The 20,994-nt window shown below is 67.2% G+C and carries 20 protein-coding genes; 6 read left to right on the top strand and 14 right to left on the bottom strand.

Going from position 1 to position 20,994, the window contains the following annotated elements:
- Positions 1-6: 6 nt before the first annotated feature.
- The 9 genes from A5704_RS09660 to A5704_RS09620 all read right to left on the bottom strand — a co-directional run bounded on the left by A5704_RS09660 (position 7) and on the right by A5704_RS09620 (position 8,917).
- Positions 7-1,161, bottom strand: a complete 1,155-nt coding sequence (locus A5704_RS09660) for a virulence factor Mce family protein (protein ID WP_067888720.1) — start codon at positions 1,159-1,161, stop codon at positions 7-9.
- A complete protein-coding gene (locus tag A5704_RS09655; RefSeq protein WP_067888717.1) occupies positions 1,162-2,592 on the bottom strand; it encodes a virulence factor Mce family protein in 1,431 nt (476 codons plus the stop codon).
- Positions 2,589-3,653 (bottom strand): virulence factor Mce family protein, encoded by a 1,065-nt coding sequence (locus A5704_RS09650; protein ID WP_067760379.1) that lies wholly within the window; start codon positions 3,651-3,653, stop codon positions 2,589-2,591. The genes A5704_RS09655 and A5704_RS09650 overlap by 4 nt, the downstream gene beginning before the upstream one ends.
- Positions 3,643-4,695: a virulence factor Mce family protein gene (locus tag A5704_RS09645; protein WP_067760381.1), complete on the bottom strand. Its 1,053-nt coding sequence runs from the start codon at positions 4,693-4,695 to the stop codon at positions 3,643-3,645. The genes A5704_RS09650 and A5704_RS09645 overlap by 11 nt, the downstream gene beginning before the upstream one ends.
- A complete protein-coding gene (locus tag A5704_RS09640; RefSeq protein WP_067760383.1) occupies positions 4,695-5,897 on the bottom strand; it encodes an MCE family protein in 1,203 nt (400 codons plus the stop codon). The genes A5704_RS09645 and A5704_RS09640 overlap by 1 nt, the downstream gene beginning before the upstream one ends.
- 19 nt (positions 5,898-5,916) lie before the next feature.
- On the bottom strand, positions 5,917-6,759 hold the full coding sequence (locus A5704_RS09635) for an ABC transporter permease (RefSeq protein ID WP_067760385.1): 843 nt from the start codon (positions 6,757-6,759) through the stop codon (positions 5,917-5,919).
- Between the two features lie 7 nt (positions 6,760-6,766).
- The gene (locus tag A5704_RS09630; RefSeq protein ID WP_067280820.1) at positions 6,767-7,531 is read right to left on the bottom strand and encodes an ABC transporter permease; all 765 of its coding nucleotides are present in this window, start codon (positions 7,529-7,531) and stop codon (positions 6,767-6,769) included.
- Between the two features lie 236 nt (positions 7,532-7,767).
- Positions 7,768-8,682: a 3-oxoacyl-ACP reductase gene (locus tag A5704_RS09625; protein WP_067760387.1), complete on the bottom strand. Its 915-nt coding sequence runs from the start codon at positions 8,680-8,682 to the stop codon at positions 7,768-7,770.
- Positions 8,683-8,725: 43 nt separating this feature from the next.
- Complete coding sequence (locus A5704_RS09620) at positions 8,726-8,917, bottom strand: ferredoxin (protein ID WP_067280870.1); 192 nt, start codon at positions 8,915-8,917, stop codon at positions 8,726-8,728.
- Positions 8,918-9,118: 201 nt separating this feature from the next.
- Between A5704_RS09620 and A5704_RS09615 the strand changes: the two genes are divergently transcribed.
- The 4 genes from A5704_RS09615 to A5704_RS09600 all read left to right on the top strand — a co-directional run bounded on the left by A5704_RS09615 (position 9,119) and on the right by A5704_RS09600 (position 14,011).
- Positions 9,119-10,300 carry an acyl-CoA dehydrogenase gene (locus tag A5704_RS09615; RefSeq protein ID WP_067760390.1) on the top strand — a complete coding sequence of 394 codons (1,182 nt, stop codon included), beginning with the start codon at positions 9,119-9,121 and terminating at the stop codon, positions 10,298-10,300.
- Between the two features lie 26 nt (positions 10,301-10,326).
- Positions 10,327-11,424: an acyl-CoA dehydrogenase family protein gene (locus A5704_RS09610; RefSeq protein ID WP_067888714.1), complete on the top strand. Its 1,098-nt coding sequence runs from the start codon at positions 10,327-10,329 to the stop codon at positions 11,422-11,424.
- A 4-nt stretch (positions 11,425-11,428) separates the two neighbouring features.
- Positions 11,429-12,976 (top strand): long-chain-fatty-acid--CoA ligase FadD17, encoded by a 1,548-nt coding sequence (gene fadD17 / locus A5704_RS09605; RefSeq protein ID WP_067888735.1) that lies wholly within the window; start codon positions 11,429-11,431, stop codon positions 12,974-12,976.
- A 321-nt stretch (positions 12,977-13,297) separates the two neighbouring features.
- Positions 13,298-14,011, top strand: coding sequence for a serine hydrolase (locus tag A5704_RS09600; RefSeq protein ID WP_067888711.1), 714 nt, complete (start codon positions 13,298-13,300; stop codon positions 14,009-14,011).
- Here A5704_RS09600 and A5704_RS09595 read toward each other — a convergent pair.
- From A5704_RS09595 to A5704_RS09580, 4 genes are read right to left on the bottom strand one after another with little or no spacing between them, the layout of a single operon-like run.
- On the bottom strand, positions 13,997-15,547 hold the full coding sequence (locus A5704_RS09595) for an acetolactate synthase large subunit (protein ID WP_067888708.1): 1,551 nt from the start codon (positions 15,545-15,547) through the stop codon (positions 13,997-13,999). The two genes, A5704_RS09600 and A5704_RS09595, sit on opposite strands and share 15 nt — an antisense overlap.
- Positions 15,544-16,368 (bottom strand): amidohydrolase family protein, encoded by an 825-nt coding sequence (locus A5704_RS09590; RefSeq protein WP_067758851.1) that lies wholly within the window; start codon positions 16,366-16,368, stop codon positions 15,544-15,546. Before A5704_RS09590 ends, A5704_RS09595 begins: the two co-directional genes overlap by 4 nt.
- Positions 16,369-16,392: 24 nt before the next feature.
- Positions 16,393-17,160 (bottom strand): fructosamine kinase family protein, encoded by a 768-nt coding sequence (locus tag A5704_RS09585; protein ID WP_067758854.1) that lies wholly within the window; start codon positions 17,158-17,160, stop codon positions 16,393-16,395.
- Positions 17,157-18,797 carry an acyl-CoA synthetase gene (locus tag A5704_RS09580; protein ID WP_067758857.1) on the bottom strand — a complete coding sequence of 547 codons (1,641 nt, stop codon included), beginning with the start codon at positions 18,795-18,797 and terminating at the stop codon, positions 17,157-17,159. Before A5704_RS09580 ends, A5704_RS09585 begins: the two co-directional genes overlap by 4 nt.
- Before the next feature lie 64 nt (positions 18,798-18,861).
- On the opposite strand from A5704_RS09580, the gene A5704_RS09575 reads away from it, so the two are divergent.
- Both A5704_RS09575 and A5704_RS09570 read left to right on the top strand, forming a co-directional pair.
- Positions 18,862-19,674 (top strand): crotonase/enoyl-CoA hydratase family protein, encoded by an 813-nt coding sequence (locus tag A5704_RS09575; RefSeq protein ID WP_067758860.1) that lies wholly within the window; start codon positions 18,862-18,864, stop codon positions 19,672-19,674.
- Between the two features lie 115 nt (positions 19,675-19,789).
- Entirely contained in the window at positions 19,790-20,656 is an 867-nt protein-coding gene (locus tag A5704_RS09570; protein ID WP_067888705.1) for a hypothetical protein, read from the top strand.
- A 42-nt stretch (positions 20,657-20,698) separates the two neighbouring features.
- On the opposite strand, the gene A5704_RS09565 is transcribed toward A5704_RS09570, so the two are convergent.
- On the bottom strand, positions 20,699-20,994 hold a 296-nt coding region (locus tag A5704_RS09565; protein ID WP_156737648.1), incomplete at its 5' end, for a cytochrome P450.

Genomic DNA, 20,994 nt, shown 5'->3' with positions numbered 1-20,994 from the left:
CGCCCCTTACTGTCCTGAAGCCGTGCCGGGCGGAATCTTGAACGGGTCGGCCGCCTGTCCGGACAGGTTGGCCATCTCGCCGACCAAAAAGTCCGGCGGATTGAGGATCTCGTTCATGTGGGCCATGTTCGGGTCGAAATATGCGGTGGTGAAGAAGGTTTCACCGAGGCGGCGCAGGGTGAGGTCGAAGGTGGTGAACACGTTCAGGTAGTCGCCGCGCACCGCGTTCTTGATACCGAAGTTGGGGAAGGGGAACGTCAGCAGGAGCTGCAGCGAGGTGACGAAGTTCTTCCGGTTGTCGTTGAGCGCTTTGGCGGCCGCGTACAGGTCCTTGAGGTCGGCCGCAAAGTCCACCTTGGTCTTGGCGAGGATGTGCGAGGTGACGTTCGCCAACTTGTGCAGCGCGGAGAACGCCTCGACGATGTGGTCGCGGTTCTTGTTGAGCACCCGGATCGCGTCGGGCAACGTGTCCAGCGCGCGGCCCAGGTTGTCCTTGTCCCGGGCCAGGCTGGCCGAGAATCGATTCAGGCCGTCGACCGCGTCGATGATGTCATTGACCTGCCGGTTGAGGCCGGCGGTCAGTTCCGCCAGCCGGGGCACCAGGTCGACGAATTGGTCCTGCCGGCCCGCGACGGCCTGGTAGGTCTCGTCGGTGATCTCTTCCAGCGCACCGACATTGCCCTTGTTCACCACGACACCAAGGGCCGACAGCACCTCTTCGGTGGTGGGGTAGCGGCCGGTGTTGGACTCGGAGATCTTGGATCCGTCTTTCAGGCGGCCGACGGCCGGTTTGTCCTTCGGGCGCGCCAGGTCGACGTGCATCGAACCCAACAGCGACGTCTGCGCGATCGTCGCCGTCGAGTTGGCCGGCAGGACGACGTTCTTGTCCAACCCCAATTTCACGGCCGCATAGAAGGAACCGTCCGGGCGCTGCACGGCCTCGATGCCGGAGACACTGCCGACCGTGACGTCGTCCACCATGACCGGCGAGTTCTGCGGCAGCGTCGCCACGTCGGGCAGATCGACGGTGATCGAGTATGCGCCGCTGCCGTGCCCGGCGGTGCCCGGCATCGACACCGAGTTCAACCCGTTGAACTGACAGCCGGCCAGCAGCGCGCTGCCCGCCGCCAAAGCGCCGCCGCGCAACAACATTCGGTTCATCTAGCCGCCCCCCTGGTCGCCCTGCGGCGGCGCCTGGCCCGGCGGCGGTCCGGGTAGGGGCCCGAATGCGCTCCCGGGAGCCGGGCCGGGCGCGGGGCCGGCGTTGCCCAAGGCCGGGCCGGGAGCCGGACCGCTCTGCGGTGCCGTCGGAACCAGCAGGGCCTGCAGGTCCGCCGGATTCTGAGCGGCGGGCGGGGTCTTGGCACCGTTGGCCGGGATCCAGGTCAGTTCGGGCACCGGGGTGGCCGACTTCGCCTGGGTTTCCGGGGTGTCATAGATGATCTGGCCCTTGTAGGCGGTGATCGTGTTGAGCGGGTGGAACATCAGCGGCGGGTAGTTCACGGTGAGCCGACGCAGCACCGGGCCGAGCCGCTCACGGCAGAGCTCGGCGCGCCGGAAGTAGTCGGGAGCGCGCGGGCCGGCCGCCGTTTCGAAGGAGCCACCGCAGATGAACTGCACCGGGTTGGCGAATTCCGGGATCGACAACAGGCCGTTGAGCGTGCCCTGCGCCGGGTCGTAGATGTTGTAGAAGTTCGCGATGCCGGGGCCTGCGACGTGCAGCACCTGCTCGATGTTGTCGCTCTGGTCGCTCAGCGTCTTGGCAAAGTCGTTGAGGTTGTTGACGGTATCGATGATGGTCGAATTGTTCTCGTGCAGGAAACCCCGGATGTCGGACAGCGCCTTATTGAGCGTGCCCAGGGTGGTGTCGAGGTGACGCGAGCTGTCGGCGAGCACCTGGGACACCGAGGCGACGTTTCCGGCGAACTGCACGATCTGTTCGTTGCTGGCCGACAGCGCGTTGACCAGAACCTGGAGGTTCTTGACCGTCCCGAAAATGTCGCTGCGTGAATCACCCAGCCGCCCAGCGGCTTGCGAGAGTTCGCGCAAGGCGTTGTGGAAAGACTCGCCGTTGCCGTTGAAGGTGTCCGCGGCCTGGTTGATCGCCCGGCCCAACGGACCCTGCATCGATCCCGTGGTCGGCCCGAGCTGAACAGCCAGCTTCGTCAGCGACTCTTTGACCTCGTCCCATTCCACCGGGACCCCGGTGCGGCCCAGGCCGATGCTGCCGCCGTCGGGCAGCACCGCCCCGCCGGTGTACGCCGGTGTCAACTGAATGAAGCGGGCCGACACCAGGTTCGGCGACATGATGATCGCCTGGGCGTCCTTCGGGATCTTCACGCCCTTGGACACCGACATGGTGATCTTGACGTCGGAGGGCCGCGGCTCGATCGTGTCGACCTGACCCACCGGAACACCGAGGACGCGGACCTGGTCGCCGGGGTAGAGGCCGACGGCGGACGTGAAATAGCCGACGATGCTTCGCGTATTGCCGGTCGACGACAGTACATACACGCCACCCACCAGCACCGCGATAAGCGCGATCGCGGTGGTGTAGCGCAGCCCCCGGCTGCCGGCGAGGCGCTTGATCATGGCGACTTCGGCCTGATGATCCAGCGCTCTTGGATGAGTCCGCGCAGGTAGTCCGCGAGGCTGGCCGGCATCTTGCCCGGTTGGTAGAAGAAGTCGAACATTGTCGCGATCAACGGCGCGGGGATCACACCGTAGACGTTGACGTTGAATCCGGGTCCGGACCCGACGACCTCGCCGAGCTCGGTGGCGTAGGTGGGTAGCCGTTTGAGGGCCTCGGTGATGTAGTCGCGGCGCTCGTTGAGGTTGCTCAGCACATCGTTGAGCTTGCTCAGGGCCGGGCCGAACTCCTTGCGGTTGTCGGCGACGAACCCGGAGATCTGCGCCGACAGGCCCTGGATCCCCGAAATGAGCTGCCCGATGGCGGCCCGCCGCTCGTCGAGCGCTGCGAACAACTCGTTGCCGTCGTCGACCAGCTTGTTGACTTGGTCGGCGCGCTGGGACAGCACGCCGGTCACCGACTTCGCATGCGCGAGAAGGCTTTGCAGCGCCTCGTCGCGGCGGTTCAGGGTGCGCGACAGCGTCGTCACACCGTCGAGCGCGCCGCGCAGCTGGGGGGTGGCGTCGTGCAGCGTGTCGGTCAACACGTTCAACGCCTGCTCGAACTGGGGCTTGTTCAGGTTGTTGGCGTTCTGGCCCAGATCCTCCAGCGCGCCGGCCAGGGTGTACGGCGTGGTCGTGCGACTGAGCGGGATCGTGGTCCCCTTGCCGCTGCCGGCCGGGGTCACCGCGATGGAACGCTCCCCGAGAATGGTGTCGGTGCGGATCGCGGCCAGCGACTGATCACCAACGGCGACATGGCGATCCACACTGAAGCTGATCTTGGCGCTGTCTCCGGCGAGGCCGACCGAGGTCACCTTGCCCACCTTGAAGCCCGAGACGTACACCGCGTTGCCGGGGTTGATGCCACCGGCGTCGGAGAAATAGGCGTCGTAGACCTTGCCTTGAGGCCAGAACGGCAATCCCGCGTAACCGAATGCGATGAGCACGACGCACACGACCAGCACCACGCCGAAAATGCCGGTGCGAAGCGGATCGCGCTCACGCTTTGCGTTACTTGGCAAAAGCGCACCTCCCCTTGCTGGGATCCACCTGGCCGCCGAGCGGCAGCAAGATGTCGCTACCGGCCGGGCCGTTGATCTTGATCGTCACGGAGCAGAAGTAAATGTTGAAGAACGAACCGTAGGCACCCAGCGCCGCCAGCCGCAGATAGTCCTCGCCCAACTGCTCGACGTCGTTGTTCACCTCGGCCTTGCGGTTGTCCAGTTCGGTCGCCAGCGGGCGGGTGTTCTCCAGGATGCCCTGCAGCGGCCGGCGTGAATTCTTCAGCAGCTCGGTCAGATCCGTCGTCGTGGAGGCCAGCGGCGGGATGGCGCCCGCGATGTCGTCTTTGTTCTTGGCCAGTCCGCTGATCAACTGCTGCAACTGGTCGACACTGGCCGAGAACTGAGCACTGCGCTGATCGACGGTCTTGAGGACCGTGTTGAGGTTTTCGATCACGTCACCGATGAGTTGGTCACGCTGGCCCAGCGCCGACGAGAACGCACTGGTGTCGGCGAGCACGTTGGACAACGCGCCGCCCTGCCCCTGCAGCAGCTCGATGACGGCGCTGCTGATCGTGTTGACCTTGTCCGCGTCCAGCCCCTTGAGCACGGGCCGCAGGCCGCCGAGCAGCGCGTCGAGATCCAGCGCCGGCTGGGTGTGCTGGGTGTTGATCGTCCCGCCCGGCGGCAGCTTGCGCAGCTCCCCGGGCCCGGACGTGATCTCCAAATACCGGTCACCGACCAGGTTTTCGTACCGGATCACCGCGCGCGTGGACGAATAGAGCGTATAACGCTTGTCGAGCCCGAACGTCACGTCGATGGTGTTGTCCTGGTTCAGTTTCACACCCGACACCGCGCCGACCGGCACGCCGGCGATGCGCACCTTCTGCCCCGCCTTCAGACGTGACACATCGGTGAACGTTGCGTGGTAGGTGCTTTCGGGGCCGAACCGGAAGTCGCCGAAGACCACCACCAGTCCCGCGGACACGATCAGCATGGCCACCGCGAAGATGCTGACCTTGATCATCATCGAGCGGTGCGTCGGCATGGCCCCGGCCGGCATCAGAAATCGTCCCGTTCCGCGAAGGCGCCGTGGAACAGGAACTGCAGTGTGGAGGGCGCGTCGAACTGCAGTTCCGTGAACGGCTCGTACGGGATGTTGGCGTTGTCGGTGACCAGGAACGGGGCGCGGTAGAACGACCCGCCGGTCTGCTTGGTCGGAATGTCCGGCAGCCCGCGGCAGTTCGGGCCACCGGACGCGTTGACGATCGGCAGGGACTCCGGGAACGTGTACGACGGCGCGCCGAGCACGAAGCTCGAGGACGTGAACAGGCCCGCCTTGCGGACACCGAGCAGCGGCGCGAATTCCTTGATGCCGCGCTCGATCCCGGCGAACAGGCAGCCGAATTCGGGTGAATAATCGGCCGCGACCTTCAGCGGGGCCCGCAGCCGGTTGATCGCGTCGATGAAGTTCTGTTCGGCCGGCGCCAGCGTCTCGTAGGCGTTATTGGCCAGACCGATCGTGGCCAACAACGTGTCGTTGAGGTTGTTCTGCTGGTCGACGACGGTCTTGTTGATCGTCGGCAGGTTGTCGAAGACGGTGTTGAGATCCGGGGCGGCGTCGGCGTAGGTGTTGGCGACCACCGCCGCCTTGCGGAAGTCCTCCTGCAGTGCAGGCAGTTTCGGATTGGTTTGGCGCGTCAGCGTGTTCAGGCCCGACAAGATGCCGCCGAAGTCGTCCCCGTGACCGCGCAGGCCTTCGGACAGCGCGCTCAGCGTCCCGTTGAGTTCGACCGGGTCGATCTTGTGCAGCAGGTCGATCAGCGACTGGAACAGGGTGTTGACTTCCAGCTGCACCGCCGATGCCGCCACGTGCGCGTTCGGGCGCAGCGACGTCGGCGAAGGGTTTTGCGGCGGAAGGAATTCCACCGCCTTGGCGCCGAAGATGGTGTTCCCCGCGATGTGCACCATCGCGTTGGAGGGGATGAAATGCATGTCGTCGCTGTTGATCCCGAGCGTTAACCGGGCCTGGTCATCGGCGTAGTCGATCGCCTCGACCTTGCCGATCTGGATGCCGCGGTATTTGACCTTGGCGCCCTTCTCCATCACCAGACCGGCCCGCGGCGCCGACACCGTCACCGTGTCGATCGAGGCGAAAGCCGCGGAGTAGGACAGGTAAGTGACGAGCGCGAACGCCACCAACAGGCTGGCAAGCACCGCGGCTGCCAGCCGGACGGAGGTACGTCGCGTATCTGTTTCTGCCATGTCCCTTTAAGCGGTCCTGTTACCCGGAGAGGTTGAAATTACCGGACGCGCCGTAAACGGCGAGTGAGATGCACAAAGTGATGACGACGACGACGATCAGCGACGTTCGCACGGCCTGGCCGACCGCGATGCCGACGCCGACCGGACCGCCGTGCGCGTTGTAGCCGTAGTAGGTATGGACCAGCATCACCGCGATGGACATCACGATCGCCTGCAGGAACGACCACAACAGGTCCGACGGGATGAGGAACGTATTGAAGTAGTGGTCGTAAAGACCCTTGGACTGCCCGTTGATGTACACCGTGGTGAAGCGGGCGGCGAAGAACGCGGCGAGTACGGACAGCGAATACAGCGGGATGATCGCGATGAGGCCGGCGATCAATCGGGTGGACACCAGATAGGACACCGATTCCACCGCCATGCATTCGACGGCGTCGATCTCCTCCGACACCCGCATGGCGCCCAACTGCGCGGTGGCACCGGCGCCGATGGTGGCCGCCAGCGCGATGCCGGCGATGACCGGCGCAACGACGCGGACGTTGAGGAAAGCCGACAGGAAGCCGGTCAGCGCCTCGATGCCGATGTTGCCCAGCGAGGAGTAACCCTGCACGGCGATGACCCCGCCGGAGGCGAGTGTCAGGAAGGCGGCGACGCCCACGGTGCCGCCGATCATGACGAGCGCCCCCGCACCCATTGTCATTTCGGCGATCAGGCGGACCGTCTCTTTGCGGTACTTGGTGATCGCGTGGGGAATGTGACGCACCGTCTGGCCATAGAACAAGGCCTGCTCACCGAAGTCGTCGACCGGCTCCTGCAACCGGGAGGCGAGGTTGCGCAGCCGGTAGGTGACGTCGTAGCTCATCGGGTACTCACTTCGCCGAGATCCGCACGCCGATGGCGGTCATCACCACGTTGATGACGAACAGACAGATGAACGCGTACACGACCGTCTCGTTGACGGCATTGCCGACGCCCTTGGGTCCGCCCTTGACGGTCAGGCCGCGGTAACAACCGACCAGCCCGGCCATCACGCCGAACAGCAACGCCTTGACCTCGGCGAGAACCAGCTCGCGCAGCCCGGTCAACACGGTCAACCCGTTGATGAACGCACCCGGGTTGACGCCCTGCAGGAAAACGGAGAACACGTAGCCACCGGACAGGCCGATGGCGCACACCAGCCCGTTCAGCAGCAGGGCCACCACCGTGGACGCCAGCACCCGGGGCACGACGAGCCGCTGGATCGGGTCGATGCCGAGCACCCGCATCGCGTCGATCTCTTCGCGGATGGTCCGCGCACCGAGGTCGGCGCAGATCGCGGTCGCACCGGCGCCCGCCACGACGAGCACGGTCACCACCGGCCCCAGCTGCGTGATGGTGCCGAATGCCGTTCCGGCGCCGGACAAGTCGGCGGCCCCGATTTCGCGCAGCAGGATGTTGAGCGTGAACGCCACCAGCACGGTGAAGGGGATGGACACCAGCAGGGTGGGAACCAGGGACACCCGCGCGATCATCCAGGTCTGTTCCAAGAACTCGCCCATTTGGAACGGCCGGCGAAAAGTCTGCCGGCCGGTGTCGATCATCATTTCGAAGAACCCGCCGACAGCGCGAGCGGGAACCGCAAGTTGTTCCCTCAACTTGGCTACCCCCCTCGGCTGCTCGCGGCGAAGTCTGTGCGTCGCCTTAGCGGTGTCTTCCGTCGCATGCGGCTCGATGTGAGCCGGATCATATTAACTCAGAACAAGATTAAGGTGTCAATGAAAAGCATTTCTTTGTCCAAAACGTTAATTACCCAGGTCAGACACCGTTACATTTTCCAGAATTGACACACGTTCTACCCACTGTTTCCCCCCCAGGAAGTAACCTCACACGGTTATTGCTCCATCAGCCCGACCGCGGAAAAGTTGCGCTCGGGATCCCGCCCAGCAAAGTACTCTTGCAGCGTCGCGCTCAGTTGCCCGGGCTCCCAGGCCGGTCCCTCTGCGCTGAATCGATGCTCCGCCGTGGGCGCGGCAACCAGGGTCACCTGCGGCCCGTACACGATGAACACCTGCCCGTTGACTTCCGCGGCCGCCGGAGATGACAGGAACTTGACCAGGCTGACCACGTGCTCGGGCGACAGCGGGTCGATGCCACCCGCCTCCACTTCCGGCGCCGCACCGAAGACGTCGGCCGTCATCGCGGTGCGGGCGCGCGGACAGATCGCGTTGGCGCACACGCCGTAGCGGCCCAGCGCCCGCGCGGCCGTCAGGGTGAGCGAGATGATGCCGGCCTTGGCCGCGCCGTAGTTGGCCTGACCCACCGGGCCGACCAGCCCCGCCTCGGACGCGGTGTTGACCAGCCGGCCGAACACGGTTCCACCCGCGTCCTTGGCCTTCGACCGCCAGTAGGTGGCGGCGTTGCGGGTCAGCAGGAAGTGGCCGCGCAGATGCACCGCGATGACCAGATCCCACTCCTCGTCGGACATGTTGAACAGCATCCGGTCGCGGGTGATGCCCGCGTTGTTGACGACGATGTCGAGCCCACCGAGACCGTCGGCCTGGGCGACCAACTCGTCGGCGGTTGCGCGTTCGCTGATGTCGCCGGCCACCGCGACGGCCTTGGAGCCGGCCGAGTTGATCTCGTCGATGACGTCGGAGGCGTCCAGGGCGGTGGCGATGTCGTTGACGACGACGGTCGCGCCGAGCCGGGCCAGGCCGAGGGCCTCCGCCCTGCCGAGTCCCGCGGCGGCACCCGTCACCACCGCGACCTTTCCGGAGAGATCGGTCGCGTTCGCGCTGCTAGTCAATTTATGAATACCTCTAGTTTCTCAGGCCGCAGTGGGGCTCGAATTAATCGCCGCGCAACAGCGCGGCACGCGGGCATTCGGCAATCGCCTGCTCGGCCAGCTGCTCCTGATCGGCGGGGATCGGGTCCAGCTTCACGACGGCGTAATCCTCGTCGTCCAGGTCGAAGATATCCGGCGCGATTCCCAAGCACACAGCGTTACCTTCACACCGGTCGTGGTCGACGATCACCCGCACAGCACCCTCCTTGCACCTGGCCTTCACCTGAGGACATGCCCCATCAGTATGTAGGACCACCATAGGGCCCGGATACCGCTAGGGAAACGGTCGCTGGAATCTCAGACTAGAACGTGTTACAACCGGGAAGACGAACGGGTAGTCGTCGGCCGAGTAACGTCGGCTAATCGAGGCGAATCACGTTAACAAAGGACGGCTGGGATGCGCATCAGTTACACCCCTGAACAGGAGGAGCTGCGTCGCGAACTGCGGTCGTACTTCACCAAGCTCATGACGCCGGAGCGTCGCGAGGCGCTGACCTCCTCGGGCGGCGGCGAGGTCGGGACCGGCACCGCATACCGCGACACCGTCGCGCAGATGGGCAAGGACGGCTGGCTGACGCTGAACTGGCCAAAGGAGTACGGCGGCCAGGACCGCTCGCCAATGGATTCGCTGATCTTCACCGATGAGGCCGCGATCGCCGGCGTGCCCGTGCCGTTCCTGACGATCAACAGCGTGGCGCCGACGATCATGGCGTTCGGCACCGAGGAGCAGAAGAAGTTCTTCCTCCCCAAGATCGCGGCCGGCGAACTGCACTTCTCCATCGGCTATTCGGAGCCCGGCGCCGGCACGGACCTGGCCAACCTGCGCACCACCGCGGTCCGCGACGGCGACGACTACGTGATCAACGGCCAGAAGATGTGGACCAGCCTGATCGCGTACGCCGACTGGGTCTGGCTCGCGGTGCGCACGAACCCCGAGGCCAAAAAGCACCGCGGCATCTCGATGCTGACCGTGCCGACCACCGCCGAAGGCTTCTCGTGGACGCCGGTACACACCATGGCCGGTGTGGACACCAGCGCCACCTATTACTCCGACGTGCGGGTGCCGGTGACCAACCTGATCGGCGAGGAGAACGGCGGCTGGAAGCTCGTCACCAACCAGCTCAACCACGAACGCGTCGCCCTGGTCTCGGCGCAGCCGATCTTCCTCGCCCTGCAGGAGGTTCGGGAGTGGGCCCAGAACACCAAGGATTCCAGCGGCGCCCGGCTGATCGACTCCGAGTGGGTGCAGATCAACCTGGCCCGCGTGCACGCCAAGGCCGAGGTGCTGAAGCTCATCAACTGGGAGTTGGCGTCGTCGGACGGCGAATCGCTCAACCCGGCCGACGCGTCGGCGGCCAAGGTGTACGGCACCGAGTTGGCCACCGAGGCCTACCGGCTGCTGATGGAGGTGCTGGGGACCGCCGCCACCATGCGCCAGAATTCGCCCGGGGCGCTGCTGCGCGGCCGGGTCGAGCGGATGCACCGCGCGTGCCTGATCCTGACCTTCGGCGGCGGCACCAACGAAGTGCAGCGCGACATCATCGGCATGGTCGCGCTGGGACTGCCCCGAAACCGCTGAGCCCCACTCCCTAAGGACGAACAACGATGGACTTTTCGACAACCGAAGCGGCCACCGATCTCGGCGGCCTGGTCGACACGATCGTGGACTCGGTTTGCACGCCCGAGCACCACCGTGAACTCGACAAGCTCGATCAACGGTTCGACCGCGCGCTGTGGGGCAAGCTCGTCGACGCCGGCATCCTGACCAGCGCCTCGGCCACCTCGGTGGGCGGCGACGGATTCGGGGTGCTCGAGCAGGTCGCGATCTTGGTGGCGCTGGGTCACCAGTTGGCGGCCGTGCCATACCTGGAGTCGGTGATGCTCGGCGCCGGCGCGTTGGCTCGGTTCGGCACCGAAGAGCTGCAACAGGATTGGGGTGCTCCCGCGGTCGGCGGGGAGAAGATCCTCACCGCCGCGCTCCTGGGCGAGATGGGTGAGGGCCCGGTGCAGGCCAGCCGCGCCGGTGACGGCTACCGCCTCACCGGCACCCGCACCCAGGTCGGCTTCGGACCGGTGGCCGACGCGTTTCTCGTTCCGGCCGAGACCGATTCCGGCACCGCCGTTTTCCTGGTCGCCGCCGGCGATCCCGGGGTTTCGGTGACCGCATTGGAGACCACCGGCCTGGGCAGCGTCGGACACCTGGCGCTGGACGGCGCGGACGTGGCCGGTGCCCGGATGGTCGGCGGCGCCGAGGTTGTCGTCTGGCTCGACACGCTCGCGGCGCTGGGGCGCAGCGCCTTCCAGCTGGGCGTGCTCGAACGCGGACTGCAGCTCACCGCCGAATACGCCAGGGAGCGGGAACAATTCGATCGCCCGATCGGCAGCTTCCAAGCGGTGTCGCAGCGGCTGGCCGACGGCTATATCGACATCAAGGGCTTGCGGCTCACCCTCACCCAGGCGGCCTGGCGGGTCTCGGAGGACGTTCCCGCCGAGATCGACGTGGCCAGCGCCGCGTTCTGGGCCGCCGACGCCGGGCACCGGGTGGCGCACACCATCGTGCACGTGCACGGCGGCGTCGGCGTGGACACCGATCACCCGGTGCACCGCTACTTCCTGGCCGCCAAGGAGGCCGAATTCGCGCTGGGTGGTGCCACCGGTCAGCTGCGCCGGATCGGCCGCGAGCTGGCGGAAACCCCTGCCTGAATTCGTGCTTCCCCCCGATCCGACGGTCACCAAACTGCTGGCGCCGCTGGCAGAAATCGATGACCGGGGCATCTACTTCGAAGACACGTACACCACCTGGCGGGATCACCTGCGCCACGGCGCCGCCATCGCGGCGGCGCTGCGGGACCGCCTCGACCCGGCGAAGCCGCCACACATCGGCGTGCTGTTCGAGAACACCCCGTTCTTCTCGGCGATGCTGACGGCGGCCGGCATGTCCGGGATCGTGCCGGTGGGGCTCAACCCGGTGCGCCGCGGCGACGCGCTGGCCCGCGACATCGCCCATGCCGACTGCCAGGTGGTGCTGGCCGACTCGGCTTCGGCAGCCGCGCTGGGCGACATCGACCACGTGAACGTGGACTCCGCCGAGTGGGCCGACGAGGTGGCCGCACATCGCGATGCCGAATCGCACTTCCAATCCGCAACGGCCGCAGACCTGTTCATGCTGATTTTCACATCGGGCACCAGCGGCGAACCCAAGGCGGTGAAGTGCAGCCACGGAAAGGTGGCGATCGCGGGCATCACGATGACCCAGCGCTTCGACCTCGGCCGCGACGACGTCTGTTATGTGTCGATGCCGCTCTTCCATTCCAACGCGGTGCTGGTCGGCTGGTCCGTCGCGGTCGCGTGCCAGGGCTCACTTGCGTTGCGGCGCAAGTTCTCCGCCTCCAACTTCCTGGTCGACGTCCGCCGTTTCGGCGCCACCTATGCCAACTACGTCGGCAAGCCCCTGTCCTATGTACTGGCCACGCCCGAGCGGCCCGACGATGCGGACAATCCGCTGCGAGCGGTGTACGGGAACGAGGGCGTGCCCCGCGATGTCGAACGCTTCGCACGCCGGTTCGGGTGCGTCGTGCAGGACGGATTCGGTTCCACCGAAGGCGGTGTGGCGATCGCGCGCACCCCGGACACCCCGGATGGTGCGTTGGGCCCGCTTCCCGCGGGCGTCGACATCGTCGACCCCGATACCGGTGAACCCTGCCCCGTGGGCGTGGTCGGCGAGCTGGTCAACACGGCCGGCGCGGGCCGCTTCGAGGGTTACTACAACGACGAGGCCGCCGAGGCCGAGCGGATGGCGGGCGGGGTCTACCACAGCGGCGACCTCGCCTACCGCGACGACGCCGGCTACGCATACTTCGCGGGGCGGCTGGGTGACTGGATGCGCGTCGACGGTGAGAACCTCGGCGCCGCTCCGATCGAGCGGGTGCTGCTGCGGCATCCCGACGTGACCGAGGTGGCCGTGTACGCGGTGCCCGACCCGGTGGTCGGGGACCAGGTGATGGCCGCGCTGGTGATGGCCAACGGGACCGAGTTCGACGCCGACAAGTTCCGCGCCTTCCTGGCGGAGCAGCCCGACTTGGGACCCAAGCAATGGCCGTCCTACGTGCGGGTCAGCGCGGAATTGCCGCGCACGGTGACCTTCAAGGTGCTCAAGCGCCAGTTGGCGGCGCAGGGCGTCGACTGCGACGATCCGGTGGTGCGGATCCAGCCGCAAACGGGAAGGGGAACGTCGGCAGATGCCGAAAATTCGTGAGTTGATCGCCGGGTCGGCCCTCCTCGCGTCGCTCGGCGGCGCGGCGCTAGGTTTCGGCGCCGGGTGCGCCGCCGCCGACCCGGTGCCACCGCCCCCTCCCCTGCCTCCGCCACCCCCTCTGGTTTACGCGCCGCAGACGCCGGAACGGGCCCCGTGGGAACCGCCGCCGCAGGAACCGGGACTCCCGCTGCCGCCGCTGCCGCCTGGCTAGCGACGCGCCGTCCGCCGTGGCGCGCTGTGCGATGGGTACGTCGACGATAATGCTTGACTGCACGGAGACGCCGGGATCGAAGGAGACGCGATGGTTGGTCCGATCAGCGCATGACTTCGCGACCCTTGGAGACCGCGCTCGAAGCGAGCTTCGATCAGCTGTCGGCCGCGGTGCCGGCGGAGGTCGGCATAGCTATCGCCCGGCCGGACCGCACGTATTCGCTGGGCCGATGGTGGTCGGGTGTCGCGTGGTCGACGATCAAGGTGCCGTTGGCGATCGCCGCGCTGCGCAGCGATTGGTTGCGGGCGAAGGATCTGGCCGTCAAGGCCATCACCGAGTCCGACAATCACGCGTCGGAGCAACTGTGGTCCGGTTTGGGCGATCCGGCGGAAGCGGCGCGCCGGGTGCAGGGCGTGATCGCCGAGGGCGGTGACACCGCCACGGTCGTGGAATCGCGCCGGCTCCGGCGTGGCTATACCGCGTTCGGCCAGACGCAGTGGACTTTGCAGCGGCAAGCCCGGTTCGCCGCCGAGCTGCCGTCGATCCCCGGTTCGTCCGACGTCATCGACCTGATGCAGCGCCTCAGCAGTGGCCATCGCTGGGGCCTGGCCGCCAAAGGCTTTGCGGCCAAAGGCGGTTGGGGGCCGGGGATGCACGGCGACTACCTGGTGCGGCAGTTCGGGATCGTGCCCACGCCGACGGGACACTGGGGTATGGCCCTGGCCGCCAGGGTCCACGACGGGGTGTTGGAGACGGGCGTCGATGTCCTCAACACGATGTCGGAGTGGGTCCTCGGCCGACTTCCGGGGCTAGCCCGTTATTGACGGCACCACGGCGTCGATCAGGTGCGGCCCGGGTTCGCTCATCGCGTTCCGCAGCGCGTCGGCGAGTTCCTCGGCGGTGCTGACGCGGCGCGCGGGCACCCCCATTCCCTCGCTGATCTTGACGAAATCCATTGTCGGCCTTGACAGGTCGAGCAGGTCGAGCGCCTTGGGCCCGGGGGCCGATCCGGCCCCCACCCGCGCCAGCTCGATCCGCAGGATGTCATAGGCGCTGTTGTCGTAGATCACGGTGGTCACGTCGAGGTTTTCGCGCGCCTGAGTCCACAACCCGGAGATCGTGTACATCGCGGAGCCGTCGGATTCCAGGCAGAACACCGGCCGATCGGGGGCGGCGACGGCGGCGCCGACGGCGGCCGGGATGCCGTACCCGATCGCGCCGCCGGTCAACGTCAGCCAATCGTGGGCCGGCGCCCCCGCGGTGGCCTGGGCGAGCAGCACGCCGGAGGTGTTCGACTCGTCGACGACGATCGCTCCCTCCGGCAGCAGCGCCCCGATCACGTCGGCCGCCGACGCGGACGTCAGGGCACCCGTCGGCAGCTGAGGCCGCGCCGCAACGGCAACGGGCGCAACGGTTCCGGGCGCCAGCTCGTCGGCCACCGCGGCGAGCGCCTCGGCGGCACCGCTGTGTCCGGCGAGCAGGTGAACCTCGCAGCCGGCCGGGACGAGGTCACTGGGCATGCCCGGGTAGGCGAAGAAGGACACCGGCGACTTGGCACCGGCCAGCACCAGATGCTTGGCGCCGTCCAGCTGGGCGGTGGCGGCCTCGGCGAAATAGGCCAGCCGCTCGACGGCGGGAACGCCCGCGCCGCGCTCCAGCCGCGCCGGGAACGTCTCGCACAACACCCGCGCGCCGGTCGCCTGCGCGATGCGCGCGGCGGCGGCAAGGCCCGGTCCGCGGGTGGCGTCGCCGCCGATCATCACCACCGTGGGTTCCCCCGAGCGCAGCACCTCGATCACCTCGAACGCCAACCGCGGTTCGGCCCCCGCCGGCTCCGCAGGAGTCGTCCCGGCCGGTTGCGCCCCGTCCGACCATGACGCGTCGGCGGGCAGGATCAGCGTCGAGATCAGCGAGCCCGCCCGGCTCGCGGCGATCGCCTCCGCCGCATCGGACGCGACGTCCGCGGCGCGTTCGGTGCGACGTACCCACCCGGAGACGGTTCCGGCGAGCGCGTCGATGTCGGATTCCAGTGGGGCGTCGTACTTTTTGTGGTACGTGGCGTGGTCGCCGACGACCACGACCATCGGCACCTGAGCGCGCCGGGCGTTGTGCAGGTTGGCCAGGCCGTTACCCAGGCCGGGGCCCAGGTGCAGCAGCACGGCCGCCGGCCGGCCGGCGATGCGGGCGTAGCCGTCGGCCGCCCCGGTGGCGACGCCCTCGAACAGCGCCAGCACGCCGCGCATTTGCGGGACGGTGTCCAGCGCGGCGACGAAGTGCATCTCCGAGGTGCCCGGGTTGGCGAAGCACACGTCGACGCCGCCGTCGACCAGAGTGTTGATCAGGGCCTGGGCACCGTTCACGTGTCTGCCTCCAGTTTGAAAACGCGCTCGGCGTTGCCGTGCAAGAACTCTCGGCGGCCCTCGTCGGCCAGGTCGAGTTCGGCCAGCCCGGCCAGGGCGTGCGCGTGGGTCATCATCGGGTAGTTACTGCCGAACAGGACTTTGCTTTGTCCGGTACCGGTTTTCATGAACCGGATCAGCTCGTCCGGAAGCCGCTTGATCGTGTACGCCGAGGTGTCGATGTAGACGTTCTCGTGTTTGCGGGCGACCGCGACCATCTCCTCGGTCCACGGATAGCCGACGTGCCCGCACACGATCACCAGTTCGGGGAAGTCGAGGGCGACCTGGTCGATGTAGGGAATCGGGCGGCCCGTCTCCGAGGGCCGTAGCGGACCGGTGTGGCCCACCTGGGTGCAGAACGGTACCCCCAGCTCCACGCATTCGGCGAACAGCGGGTAGTACCGGCGGTCGGTGGGCGGTGCGTTCCACAACCACGGCACCACCCGCAGGCCCAGGAATCCGTCCCTAACGCGGCGGCGCAGTTCGCGGACCGCTTCCATCGGGCGGTCGAGATCGACCGCGGCCAGCCCGCCAAACCGATTCGGGTGCATGCTGACCCACTCGGCGACCTCGTCGTTGGAGATCAGGTCCTGGCCGCCGGGGCCGCGCCACGCGCTGAGCAATCCGAAGCGCACGCCGGCGGCGTCCATAGTCGCGATGCTCGCCTCGATCGGGACGTCGGCGTCGGGGATGGCGTCGCCGGTCCACCGCCGCAGGGATGCCAGCATGTCGCTGCGCAGGAACCGCGCAGTGGGGTGCTGCATCCACACATCGACCGTCATCGCGATCAACAGTAGACGCCGGCGCTACAGGGCCAGCGCGGCGCGGGCGCAAGCGTGCGTCCGCTGAGCGTGCCCGCCGCCGAACAGCACGACGTGCGCCAAAAGCGGGAAAAGCTGGTGTAGCCCGATGCGGTTGCGCCAGCCGGCCCGCAGGGGCCGCGCCCGCTCGTAGCCGTCGACGATGGTGTCGTAGTGCGGGCAGCCGAACAGCGCGAGCATCGCCAGGTCGCTCTCGCGGTGGCCGGCGTGCGCGGCCGGGTCGATCAGCACCACCCCGTCGGGCGTCCACATCACGTTGCCGCCCCACAGGTCGCCATGCAACCGGGCGGGCCGGTCATCGTCGTCGAAATCGCCGGCGCGGCACCGCCTGACGACGGAGTCGATCGCGTCGCGGGTGGCGGCGTCGAGCCGCGCCGCCGCCAGGTCGGCCATCGGCGCCAGCCGCTCCTCGGCGTAGAACTCGCCCCAGCGGCTGTGCCGCCGCAGCGACATCGGCAGCGGCTGGGAAAGCGGCCCGAAGAACCCGGGCCCGTCCCATCCTTCGGGCCCCGCTCCGAACGCGGGGGCGCCGGCATCATGCGTGACGGCCAACCGGCCACCGAACGCGCGCGCCGCCTCGGGCGTCGGCGTCACCGAGTCAAGCCGCCCCAGGGTCAGGCTCGTCGGATCGACGGAAACCACTTGGGCGCAGGGCACGCCGCCGTCGACGCCGGCCAGCCACCGCAGCCCGGCGGCCTCCCACCCGAAGTAGCCGCTGGGGGCGGCGGGGTGTTGCTTGACGAAGTGGGTCAAGCGGTTACGTGCGCGGCGTGCACGTCGTCGGCGGGCCGCGCCTCGGTTTGCTCCTTGGCCCAGCGGTAGTCGGGCTTGCCCGCGGGCGAACGCTTGACCTCGTCGACCAGCCAAAGGCTGCGCGGCACCTTGTATCCCGCGATCTCGGAGCGCACGAAGCGGTCCAGTTCGGCGAGCGTCGGGCGGGCGCCCGGTCGCGCCTGCACGACGGCGGCCACGTGCTGGCCGTACCGGGGGTCGGGCACGCCGACCACCAGGGCGTCGAAGACGTCGGGGTGGCCCTTGAGCGCCGCCTCGACCTCCTCGGGGTAGATCTTCTCGCCGCCGCTGTTGATCGACACCGAGCCGCGACCCAGCATGGTGACGGTGCCGTCCTCCTCGACGAGCGCCCAGTCGCCCGGGATCGCGTAGCGCACCCCGTTGATGGTCTTGAACGTCTCGGCCGTCTTCTTCTCGTCCTTGTAGTAGCCGACCGGGATGTTGCCCTTCTTGGCGATGAACCCGCGCACCCCGGAGCCCGGCTTGACCTCGTTGCCGTCCTCGTCGAGCACCACCGTGCGGTGGTCGATGGTCACGCGCGGGCCGCCACTGTGCGGGGCGTCTTTCGCCACGATGCTGGTGCCGCCGAATCCGGTCTCCGACGAGCCGATGGAGTCGGTGATGACCCGGTTGGGCAACAACTCGAGCAGGCGCTCCTTGATGCTCGGCGAGAACAACGCCGCGGTGCTGCCCAGCATGAACAGCGACGACAGGTCGTAGTCGTTTTTCCTGTCGAGCGCATCGAGCAATGGCCGGGCCATCGCGTCGCCGGTGAAGAACAGCATGTTCACCTTATGATCGTGGATCGTGCGCCAGACCTCGTCGGCGTTGAATTCCGGTGCCAGCACGGTGGTTTGGCCCGAAAAGACCGACCGCCAGGTGGCCGACTGGGTGGCACCGTGGATCATCGGCGGAACCGGATAGTTGATCATCGGGGGGTTGGCGGCCGCGGCCTTGGCCAGGTCGTATTCGTCCTTGACGAATTCGCCTGTGGCGAAGTCGGTTCCACCGAGCAGCACCCGGTAGATGTCCTCGTGACGCCACATCACGCCCTTCGGGAATCCGGTGGTGCCACCGGTGTAAAGGAGGTAGATGTCGTCGGCGCTGCGCTCGCCGAAGTCGCGCTCGGGCGAGCTGTCCGCGATCGCCGAGTGGAACTCGACGCCGCCGTAGCGCGTGTAGTCGTTGTCGCTGCCGTCCTCGACCACGAGGATGGTCTTGACGTTCGGGGTGTCCGGCAGCACGTTGGCGACCCGGTCGGAGTACTGGCGCTCGTGGACCAGGGCGACCATGTCGGAGTTGTCGAACAGGTAACGCAACTCCCCCTCGACGTAGCGGTAGTTGACGTTGACGATGATGGCGCCGGCCTTGACGATGCCGAGCATCGCGATGACGATCTCGATGCGGTTTCGGCAATACAGCCCGACCTTGTCGTCCTTCTTGATGCCCTGGTCGATCAGGTAGTGGGCGAAGCGGTTGGCCTTCTCCTCCAGCTGGGCGTAGGTGAGCTTCTCGTCGCCGCAGATCAGGGCGACACGGTCCGGCACAGCGTCGATGGCGTGCTCTGCGAGATCGGCAATATTCAGGGCCACGGCCACTAAATTAGAACGTGTTACATTTCTTGACAAGCTCGTGCCCCTCATCGACGGAAAGGCGGTAGCTGTGTCCGAGGCTCCAGCAAACGACCAAGCGGGACATGACGCGCTCGTCGAACAGCGCGGTCACACCCTGATCGTGACGTTGAACCGGCCGCACGCCCGCAACGCCCTGAGCACCGAAATGATGGAAATCATGGTGCAGGCCTGGGACCGCGTCGACAACGACCCGGACATCCGCTGCTGCATCCTGACCGGGGCCGGTGGCTACTTCTGCGCCGGCATGGACCTCAAAGCGGCAACCAAGAAACCGCCGGGTGAGTCGTTCAAGGATGGCAGCTACGACCCGTCGCGAATCGACGCTTTGCTGAAGGGTCGCCGGCTGACCAAACCGCTCATCGCGGCCGTCGAGGGCCCCGCGATCGCCGGCGGCACCGAGATCCTGCAGGGTACCGACATCCGCATCGCCGGCGAGAGTGCCAAGTTCGGCATCTCGGAGGCCAAGTGGAGCCTGTACCCGATGGGCGGGTCGGCCGTGCGCCTGGTGCGGCAGATCCCCTACACGGTCGCCTGTGACCTGCTGCTGACCGGCCGGCACATCACCGCCGGCGAGGCCAAGGAGATGGGCCTGATCGGGCATGTCGTGCCGGACGGGCAGGCGCTGTCCAAGGCGCTCGAGATCGCCGACATCATCGAGAACAACGGCCCCCTGGCCGTGCAGGCGATTCTGCGGGCGATCCGCGAGACCGAGGGCATGCACGAGAACGAGGCCTTCAAGATCGACACCCAGATCGGCATCAAGGTGTTCCTGTCCGACGACGCCAAGGAAGGCCCCCGGGCGTTCGCCGAGAAGCGCAAGCCCAACTTCCAGAACAAGTAGACCCCTCGGGCGCCCCTTCCCCGCCGAACGTGAAGCCATTGCGATCTTCCGGCCGGATTTTCGCAATGGCTTCACACTGGACGACCCGTCGGTGCCCCTCGGCATACTCCGCGGGATGGGAAAGCCATTTCTCGGTAGCGAGGCGGTCGCGTCCGGGCTGGTGACGCCGTACGCCTTACGCACCGGCAGGTTCGTGGCGATGCACCGCGACGTGTACGTGCCCCGCGATGCGGAGGTCACCGCCGTGGTGCGTGCCGAGGCGGCGTGGTTGTGGTCACGGCGGCGCGGGGTCCTCGCCGGCCGGTCGGCCGCGGCGCTACACGGCGCCAAATGGGTCGATGCCCAGGCGCCGGCCGAACTCATCTACCAGAATCGCCACGCGCCAACACATGTCCGCACCTGGGCTGACCGCATCGAAGACGACGAAAGCACGACGATCCAGGGCATGTCAGTGACGACCCCGGCGCGCACGGCATTCGACCTAGCCTGTCGCAATCCGGTCGGGACGGCCGTCGCTGCGCTCGACGCCCTGGCTCGGGCAACCCGACTAAAGGTCGCCGATGCCGAATTAATTGCGGAACGCTACAAGGGCCACCGGAACATCCGGCGGGCCAGGCGCGCGCTCGAGCTGGTGGACGCCGGTGCGCAGTCACCCCGGGAAACGTGGCTGCGACTGACGGTCATCGGCGCCGGTTACCCACGGCCGCGGACTCAGATTCCTGTCTATGGGGAATACGGCGAACTCGCAGCGGTGCTCGACATGGGTTGGGAGGACATCAATCTCGCCGTCGAGTACGAGGGCGACCATCACCGGACCGATCGCAGGCAATTCAATCGGGACATCGCGCGTCACGAAGCGCTGTCCGATCTCGGCTGGATCGTCATCCGGGTTACCGCCGACGACACACAGGGCGGAATTCTGCACCGAGTGGCCGCGGCCTGGGCCCGCCGAACGTGCTCTCAGGGCGGGAAAATCGCCTAAATCCCGCCCCCAGAGCACGCTCGGCGACGAGCCAAGGCGGCCCTAGCCCAGCGGTGCGCTCGGCGTGAACGCGACCGGCATCTTCTCCAGGCCGGAGACGAAGTTGGCCGGCCGCAGGGGCAGGTCGGCCTCCGAGGCCAGCCGCATGTCCGGCAGGCGCTGCAGCAGCCGGGTCTGCATGATGGACAGCTCCAGCCGGGCTAGCTGGTTCCCGAGGCAGAAGTGCGTCCCGAAGCCGAAGGCCAGGTGGTTGTTCGGATAACGCGCGATGTCGAATGATTCCGGATCGTCGAACACCTTCTCGTCGAAGTTCGCCGACTCGAACAGCAGGATCATCT

The sequence above is a fragment of the Mycobacterium sp. E735 genome (assembly GCF_001666955.1).
GTDB lineage: Bacteria > Actinomycetota > Actinomycetes > Mycobacteriales > Mycobacteriaceae > Mycobacterium.
Note: the sequence above shows the minus strand (reverse complement) of the source record. Positions and strands in the feature narration are given on the sequence as shown.